Origin of the sequence: Dokdonella sp., assembly GCF_036518555.1 — a bacterium.
Classification (GTDB): domain Bacteria; phylum Pseudomonadota; class Gammaproteobacteria; order Xanthomonadales; family Rhodanobacteraceae; genus Dokdonella_A.
This window is the reverse complement of sequence record NZ_DATDMY010000207.1, coordinates 1-7,693: the sequence shown is the minus strand read 5'-3', so window position 1 is coordinate 7,693 and position 7,693 is coordinate 1. Positions and strand designations below refer to the sequence as shown.

The window sequence follows — 7,693 nt, the reverse complement described above, 5'->3', positions numbered from 1 at the left end:
CCGCCTCCACGCTTCGCGCGGCAGGCCGAGGCGCTGCAGGCTCGAACGCGTGTGCGCATGCGCGAGCGCGATCGCGAGCGCGTCGGCCGCGTCGGCCTGCAGCCGGCCCGGCAGCTGCAGCAGCAGGCCGACCATGTGCTGTACCTGGGCCTTGTCGCCCGCGCCCGTGCCGACCACCGCCTGCTTCACTTCGCGCGCGGCGTATTCGGCCACGCCGAGGCCGTGGTGCATCACCGCGCAGATCGCCGCGCCACGCGCGTGGCCGAGCTTGAGCGCCGAATCGGCGTTGTGGGCGACGAACACGCGCTCGATAGCGACCTCGTGCGGCGCGTACTCGGCGACGATCGCGCCGACGCCGTCGAAGATTCGCTTGAGCCGTGCCGCGAACGCGTCGCCTTCGCCGCCGAGCAAATTGAGCGCGGTGTGGAACACGTGCCGCGAGCGACCGGCCGTATCGACGTCGATGATGCCGATACCGGTGCGCTGGCTGCCCGGATCGATGCCGAGGATGCGCACGACGGCGAGCGCTGGCTGGAGGGCAGTGATCGACACGATCCCGTTGGCTCGGCGAGAAAGGGGGAGTCTAGCGCAGCGTTCAGCGCGGCGTCGGCGCGAACCGGCCCGCACGCAGGAACGCGACCGTGAGCTCGGCGACTTCGGACGAGAACAGGAGGCCCGTGTGCGACGCGGCGACGGTGCAATGGTCGGCGATGCCGGCCAGTTGCGTTTCCTCGACCGACACGGTGCCGTCGTGCGGCGCGACGAGCGGACCGAGCGTGATGCCGAGGCCGAACGGCAGCTTGCCCGCGATGACGCCGACCGGGCGCGAGCCCTTCCACGCGTCGACGCCTTCGAGCAGCGGCTCCGCGCTTTGGCCGAGCAGCAGGCGGCCACCCGGGAATCCCGTGAGCGCGCGCGCGACCGCACTGCCGCGCAGCGGCGGACCGATGCAGACGATGCCGCCCTTGGGCAGGCCGCGCACGCCGCGCGTCGCCTCGAGCGCGACGAGCGAGCCGAGGCTGTGGCCGACCAGGTGCACCGCGTCGGCGTCCTGCGCCGCCATCCGTTCGCGCAGGCGCGCGACCGCGGGCTGGATGCCGCGGAACACGCTCGCGTAGTCGATCGTCTCGACCGAATAGCCGGCCTGGCGCAGGCGTCGCGCGAGCGGCAGCAACGTGATGCCGCGCATCCAGATGCCGTGCAGCAGGATCACGTGTTCGCGCGAAGCGGACTCGACCACGGCGCGCGGTGTGCTCGCGCGCGCATCGATCGGCCGGCGCGACGCGCGGCTCATTCCGCAGCGCGCTCCGCGACCCGGATGTGCACCTCGGCGAGTTGCGCCTCCGGCACCGGCGAGGGCGCGCCCGTCATGAGGCACTGCGCGCTCGTCGTCTTCGGGAACGCGATCACGTCGCGGATCGATTCGGTGCCCGCCATGAGCGCGGCGATGCGGTCGATGCCGAACGCGATGCCGCCGTGCGGTGGCGCACCGTACTTCAGCGCGTCGAGCAGGAAGCCGAACTTCGCCTCGGCCTCCTCGGCGCCGATGCCGAGCAACTCGAACACCGCGCTCTGCATCTGCGGGCGATGGATGCGGATCGAGCCGCCGCCGATCTCGTTGCCGTTGAGCACCATGTCGTAGCCGCGCGAGACCGCCGTCTTCGCGTTCGCGCGCAGGTCTTCGATGCTGTCGACCGCGGGCGCGGTGAACGGGTGATGCAGGGCGACGTAGCGCTTCTCGTCCTCGTCCCACTCGAACATCGGAAAATCGGTGACCCACAACGGCGCCCAGCCTTCGGCGACGAGGCCGAGGTCCTTGCCGAGCCTGAGCCTGAGCGCGCCCATGAAGTCGGACGCTGTCTTGTAGGTTGCCGCGCCGAAGAAGATCGCGTCGCCGGTCCGCGCGCCGGTCGCCTGCACGAGCGCGGCGAGCGTCGCGTCGTCGAGGAACTTGGCGATCGGGGAATTGATGCCGTCGCGCCCCTTCGCCGCGTCCTCGACCTTCATCCAGGCAAGGCCCTTGGCGCCGTACTTCGCCGCGTGCGCGCCGTAGTCGTCGATCTGCTTGCGCGAGAACTGCGCGCCGCCGGGCGCGCGCAGCGCGACGACGCGGCCGTCGGCATGGTTGGCCCAGTCGGTGAATACCTTGAACTCGCAGCCCTTCACGAGTTCGGCGACGTCGGTGAGTTCGAGCGCGATGCGCAGGTCCGGCTTGTCCGAACCGTAGCGGCGCATCGCTTCGGCGTAGGTCATGCGCGGGAACGGGCTCGCGAGCTCGACGCCCTTCACCTCGCGGAACACGACGCGGATCATCTCCTCGACGGTGTCCTGCACGTCGCGCTCGGAGACCCACGCGAACTCCATGTCGAGCTGGGTGAACTCGAGCTGGCGATCGGCGCGCAACGCCTCGTCGCGGAAGCAGCGCGCGACCTGGTAGTAGCGGTCGAAGCCCGCCATCATGAGGATCTGCTTGAACAGCTGCGGCGACTGCGGCAGCGCGTAGAACTCGCCCGGCTGCATGCGCGCGGGCACGAGGAAGTCGCGCGCGCCCTCGGGCGTCGCCTTGGTCAGGATCGGCGTTTCGATGTCCTGGAAGCCGCGCTCGTCGAGCCAGCGGCGCAGCGCCTGCACGAGGCGGATGCGCGTGCGCATCATCTGCTGCATGTGCGGCCGGCGCAGATCGAGATAGCGGTACTTGAGCCGGATGTCCTCGCCCGGGTTCTCGTGCGCGTGGAACGGCAGCGGCTCGGCCTTGTTGAGCAGCTCGATGCGCGTCGCGACGACTTCGACCCGGCCGGTGCGGATCTTCGCGTTGACCGCCTCGCGCTTGCGCACGACGCCGGTCACCCGCAGGCAGTCCTCGTAGCCGACCGCGGCCGCGGCCGCGATCACGTCGGCATTGCCGTCCGCGTCGGAGGGCTCGGCGACGATCTGCACGATGCCCTCGTGGTCGCGCAGGTCGATGAAACAGAGCCCGCCGAGGTTGCGGGCGACATCGGCCCAGCCGCAGAGGGTGACGGTCCGGCCGATCAGCGCCTCGTCGACGAGGCCGCAATAGTGTGTGCGCATGGAAGTCCGCTGGCGCCGGTGCGGCGCGAAAACAGGCGCGGAATGCTACGGAGGATTGTGCTGCGCCGCAATGCGGCGAGGTCCGGCGAGCGGGACGCCCGCGGTTCGGCGGGCGTCCCTGTCGAGCCTCGTGCGCTCAGCGCCAGCGGCGATTGACCCGGAATTCGGCCTCGCAGCCGCCGCTGACCCAGATCCCGGCGCGGTTCCAGCCCCAGTTCTGGCCCTCGACGCAGCGCGTGTTCGAAATCTGGCGCGCGATGCGGACGTCGCTGCCGCGCCCCGTGTCGACCTGGCACATGCGGTATTCATAGCCTTCGCTTGCGCAGCGCACGCGGATCGTGCGATCCCAGTCCGGGCCCGGGCGCCAATCGCCATTGCCGTGACCGTGATGGTCGCCCGACCAGCGGCGCTGCACGCGGAACACGCCTTCGCAGCCCTCGTCGACCCAGATGCCGGCGCGGTTCCAGCCCCAGTTGCGGCCTTCGCGGCACGGCGTCTTCGAGATCTGGCGGACGAGGCGGACGTCGCTGCCGCGGCCGGTGTCGACCTGGCACATGCGGTAGTGATAGTCCTCGCTGCCGCAGCGCACGTCGATGTCGCGATCCCAGTCCGGGCCCGGGCGCCAGTCGTCGTATTGCGCGGAGGCGGCCACGGCGATGGCCTGTGCGAGCGGTTGCGGCGCGGGCGCGGCACCGAGCGCGGCGCTCGCGCACGTCAACACGAAGGCGATGATTCCATGGACAGGCTTGGGCATGACCTACTCCCCGTTCGTTTGTGGAAGACGCCCGGGCAGTCTAGATGATCCGCATGAACGGAATCGAAGCGCGCTGCGACGCCTAGCCGTCGTCGCTTTTCGTCGCGGGTTTCGCCTCCGCCTTCGCCTCCGCCTTCGCCTCGGCCTTCGGTTCGGGCTTCGCTTCGCTCTTCGGCGCGTCGTCCCTGCCGGCAAGGTTGCGCTTCGTGTCGCCGTCCCTCTTGAAGTCGGTCTCGTACCAGCCGCTGCCCGCGAGGCGGAACGCGGGCGCGGTGAGGCGGCGCTTCACGCGCGGCTGGTGGCATTCGGGGCACACGGCCGGATCGGGGTCGGACAGCTTCTGCAGGCGGTCGAACACGGCATGGCAGGCGGAGCATTCGAATTCGTAGATCGGCATACGTGATTCCCATCGTATCGGCACGGCGCGACCGCGCGCCGCGAACGGGCGTGCAGCATGCGGGCACGGCGCGGAATTGCAAGTACCGCGCGCCGCGAAGCCGCCGGTCGAGCCGGCGGCCTTCGCGCCCGGTGCGGCGGTCAGGCGCCGCGCGCGAACACGAGACGCCCGCCCTCGGCGTCGACGCGCACCGTGTCGCCGGGCTGGAAGCGGCCCTCGAGGATCTCGCGCGCAAGGGGATTCTCGAGCTGCTGCTGGATCGCACGCTTGAGCGGGCGCGCGCCGTAGACGGGGTCGAAGCCGACGTTGCCGAGCAGGTCGAGCGCCTTGTCGCTGACCACCATGCGCAGCTGCCGCTCGCCGAGCCGCTTCTCGAGGTAAGCGATCTGGATGCGCGCGATCTGCCGGATCTGGCTCTTGTCGAGCGCGCGGAACACGACGATTTCGTCGAGCCGGTTGATGAACTCGGGTCGGAAGTGCGCCTGCACGACGCCCATCACGGCCGCCTTCATCTGCGTGTATTGCGCCTCGTCGTCGCCGGCGTATTCCTGGATGTACTGCGAGCCGAGGTTCGACGTCATCACGATGACGGTGTTGCGGAAGTCGACCGTGCGGCCCTGGCCGTCGGTGAGGCGACCGTCGTCGAGCACCTGCAGCAGCACGTTGAAGACGTCGTGATGAGCTTTCTCGACCTCGTCGAGCAGGATCACGCTGTACGGCCGGCGCCGCACCGCCTCGGTGAGGTAGCCGCCCTCCTCGTAGCCGACGTAACCCGGCGGCGCGCCGATCAGGCGACTCACGGAGTGCTTCTCCATGAACTCGCTCATGTCGATGCGCACCATCGCGTCCTCGCTGTCGAACAGGAAACCCGCGAGCGCCTTGCACAGCTCCGTCTTGCCGACGCCGGTCGGGCCGAGGAACAGGAACGACCCGTTCGGCCGGTGCGGATCCGACAGGCCCGCGCGCGAGCGGCGGATCGCATCGGCGACCGCGCGCACCGCCTCGTCCTGGCCGACGACGCGCTTGTGCAATTCGTCTTCCATGCGCAGCAGCTTCTCGCGCTCGCCTTCGAGCATCTTCGACACGGGAATGCCGGTCCAGCGCGAAACGACCTCGGCGATCTCCTCCGCGGTGACCTTGTCCTGCAGCAACGTGAAGCCTTTCGTCTCCGCTTCCTGCGCGACCTTGAGCTGCTTGTCGAGTTCGGGGATCGTGCCGTACTGGATCTCGCTCATCTTCGCGTAGTCCTGCCGGCGCTGCGCCGCCTCGAGGTCGAGGCGAGCCTGCTCGATCTGTTCCTTGATCTTCGTCGCGCCCTGCAAGGTCGCCTTCTCGCTCTTCCAGACCTCATCGAGGTCGGAATACTCGCGCTCGAGCGAACCGATCTCCTTCTCGAGGTCGGCAAGGCGCTGCTTCGATTCGGGGTCCTTTTCCTTCTTGAGCGCTTCGAGCTGGATCTTCAGCTGGATCAGTCGACGCTCCTTGCGGTCGAGTTCCTCCGGCTTGGAATCGATCTCCATGCGGATGCGCGACGCGGCCTCGTCCATGAGGTCGATCGCCTTGTCGGGCAGCTGGCGGTCGGTGATGTACCGATGGCTCAGCGTGGCCGCGGCGACGATCGCGGGGTCGGTGATCTCGACGCCGTGGTGCACCGCGTAGCGTTCCTTCAATCCTCGCAGGATCGCGATGGTGTCCTCGACGGAAGGCTCGCCGACGAACACCTTCTGGAAGCGGCGCTCGAGGGCGGCATCCTTCTCGATGTACTTGCGGTATTCGTCGAGCGTGGTCGCGCCGATGCAGTGCAACTCGCCGCGCGCGAGCGCGGGCTTGAGCATGTTGCCTGCGTCCATCGCACCCTCGGCCTTGCCCGCGCCGACCATCGTGTGCAGTTCGTCGATGAACAGGATGACCCGCCCTTCCTGCTTGGCGAGGTCGTTGAGCACGCCCTTGAGGCGCTCCTCGAACTCGCCACGGAATTTCGCGCCCGCGATGAGCGCGCCCATGTCGAGCGAGAGCACGCGCTTGTCGCGCAGGCCTTCGGGCACCTCGCCGTTGACGATGCGCTGCGCAAGGCCCTCGACGATCGCGGTCTTGCCGACGCCGGGTTCGCCGATCAGCACCGGGTTGTTCTTGGTGCGCCGCTGCAGTACCTGCACGACGCGGCGGATCTCCTCGTCGCGGCCGATGACCGGATCGAGCTTGCCCTTCTCCGATCGCGCGGTGAGGTCGATCGTGTACTTCTCGAGTGCCTGGCGCTGGTCCTCGGCGTTATCCGACTGCACCTTCTCGCCGCCGCGCATCCGGTCGATCGCGGCCTCGATGTTCGCCTTCGTCGCGCCGGCCGCCTTGAGGGCGGCGCCGATCTCGCCCTTGTCGTCGAGCGCCGCGAGCACGAACAGCTCGGACGCGATGAACTGGTCGCCGCGCTGCTGGGCGAGCTTGTCGGTGAGGTTGAGCAGGCGGTTCAGGTCGTTCGAGACGTTGATGTTGCCTTCCTGCCCGGCGACCTTCGGCAGCTTGTCGAGCAGCTGGCCGACGCGCGTGCGCAACGCGGGCGCATTCGTGCCCGCTTGCGCGAGCAGCGGCACGGTCGAACCGCCCTGCTGGTCGAGCAGCGCGGCCAGCACGTGCACGGGTTCGAGCATGTTGTGGTCGCGCCCGACCGCGAGCGACTGCGCGTCGGCGAGCGCCTGCTGGAAGCGCGAAGTGAGTTTGTCCATTCGCATGGTCGCGGATGTCCTGTACGGGTTCGGGGCCGCGACATGCGCGGCGGGCTGTGGCGAAGATGCGGCGCGAAGCACCCCGATTCAAGCAAATCGGCAGGGTAGTATGTTGATCTCCGTCACCTCGGTCGGCCGATGAATCAGCTCGCCGCACGTCCGTTCCGGATCGTCGTCCTAGGCGGCTACGGGCTGTTCGGCGCGCGCATCGTGCGTGCGCTCGCCGGCGATGGCGATCTCGAACTCGTGATTGCCGGGCGCGATGCGGCGAAGGCACGCGGCCTCGGCGCGGAGCTGGCCCGATCGGGCGCCCGCGCGGGGATCTCGGCCGTGGCGCTCGACATCGAGGCCGCCGATGTCGGCGACCGCCTCGCCGCGCTCGCGCCCGCGCTCGTCGTGCACACGGCCGGGCCGTTCCAGCGCCGCGACTACGCCGTCGCGCGCATCGCGCTCGCGCTCGGCGCGCACTACGTCGATCTCGCCGACGCCCGCGACTTCGTCGCCGGTTTCGGCGCGCTCGACCCCGAAGCCCGCGCTGCGGGCCGCTGGGCCGTCAGCGGCACAAGCAGCGTACCCGGCCTCAGCGGGGCCGTCGTCGCCGCGCTGGCCGGTCGCTTCGGTCGCCTCGACACGGTCGTAACAGCGATCAGCCCCGGCAACCGCACGCCGCGCGGCCTCGCGACGACGCGCGCGATCCTCGGCTACATCGGGCGCCCGTACGCGCGTCTCACGCGAGGCCGCTGGCGGCGGGCG

Annotated in this window: 7 protein-coding genes; 1 reads left to right on the top strand and 6 read right to left on the bottom strand. The window is 69.6% G+C overall.

Going from position 1 to position 7,693, the window contains the following annotated elements; all coding sequences use genetic code 11:
* From ruvC to clpB, 6 genes are all read right to left on the bottom strand, one after another.
* A partial coding sequence (gene ruvC, locus VI238_RS11605) for a crossover junction endodeoxyribonuclease RuvC (protein WP_331651484.1) occupies nt 1-552 on the bottom strand: 552 nt, incomplete at its 3' end.
* Nucleotides 553-595: 43 nt separating this feature from the next.
* The gene (locus tag VI238_RS11600) at nt 596-1,294 is read right to left on the bottom strand and encodes an esterase/lipase family protein (protein WP_331651482.1); all 699 of its coding nucleotides are present in this window, start codon (nt 1,292-1,294) and stop codon (nt 596-598) included.
* A complete protein-coding gene (gene aspS, locus VI238_RS11595; protein WP_331651480.1) occupies nt 1,291-3,069 on the bottom strand; it encodes an aspartate--tRNA ligase in 1,779 nt (592 codons plus the stop codon). The genes VI238_RS11600 and aspS overlap by 4 nt, the downstream gene beginning before the upstream one ends.
* A gap of 136 nt (nt 3,070-3,205) precedes the next feature.
* A complete protein-coding gene (locus VI238_RS11590) occupies nt 3,206-3,823 on the bottom strand; it encodes a DUF3011 domain-containing protein (protein ID WP_331651478.1) in 618 nt (205 codons plus the stop codon).
* 82 nt (nt 3,824-3,905) lie between these two features.
* Nucleotides 3,906-4,220, bottom strand: a complete 315-nt coding sequence (locus VI238_RS11585; protein ID WP_331651476.1) for a zinc ribbon domain-containing protein — start codon at nt 4,218-4,220, stop codon at nt 3,906-3,908.
* 140 nt (nt 4,221-4,360) lie between these two features.
* The gene (gene clpB, locus VI238_RS11580; RefSeq protein WP_331651474.1) at nt 4,361-6,946 is read right to left on the bottom strand and encodes an ATP-dependent chaperone ClpB; all 2,586 of its coding nucleotides are present in this window, start codon (nt 6,944-6,946) and stop codon (nt 4,361-4,363) included.
* Nucleotides 6,947-7,078: 132 nt separating this feature from the next.
* Here clpB and VI238_RS11575 point away from each other — a divergent pair.
* A partial coding sequence (locus VI238_RS11575; RefSeq protein WP_331651472.1) for a saccharopine dehydrogenase family protein occupies nt 7,079-7,693 on the top strand: 615 nt, incomplete at its 3' end.

Bases quoted from the DNA above. Each gene is read 5' to 3' on its own strand.
- VI238_RS11600 (WP_331651482.1), bottom strand. From the start codon at position 1,294: ATGAGCCGCGCGTCGCGCCGGCCGATCGATGCGCGCGCGAGCACACCG.
- aspS (WP_331651480.1), bottom strand. From the start codon at position 3,069: ATGCGCACACACTATTGCGGCCTCGTCGACGAGGCGCTGATCGGCCGG.
- VI238_RS11590 (WP_331651478.1), bottom strand. From the start codon at position 3,823: ATGCCCAAGCCTGTCCATGGAATCATCGCCTTCGTGTTGACGTGCGCG.
- VI238_RS11585 (WP_331651476.1), bottom strand. From the start codon at position 4,220: ATGCCGATCTACGAATTCGAATGCTCCGCCTGCCATGCCGTGTTCGAC.
- clpB (WP_331651474.1), bottom strand. From the start codon at position 6,946: ATGCGAATGGACAAACTCACTTCGCGCTTCCAGCAGGCGCTCGCCGAC.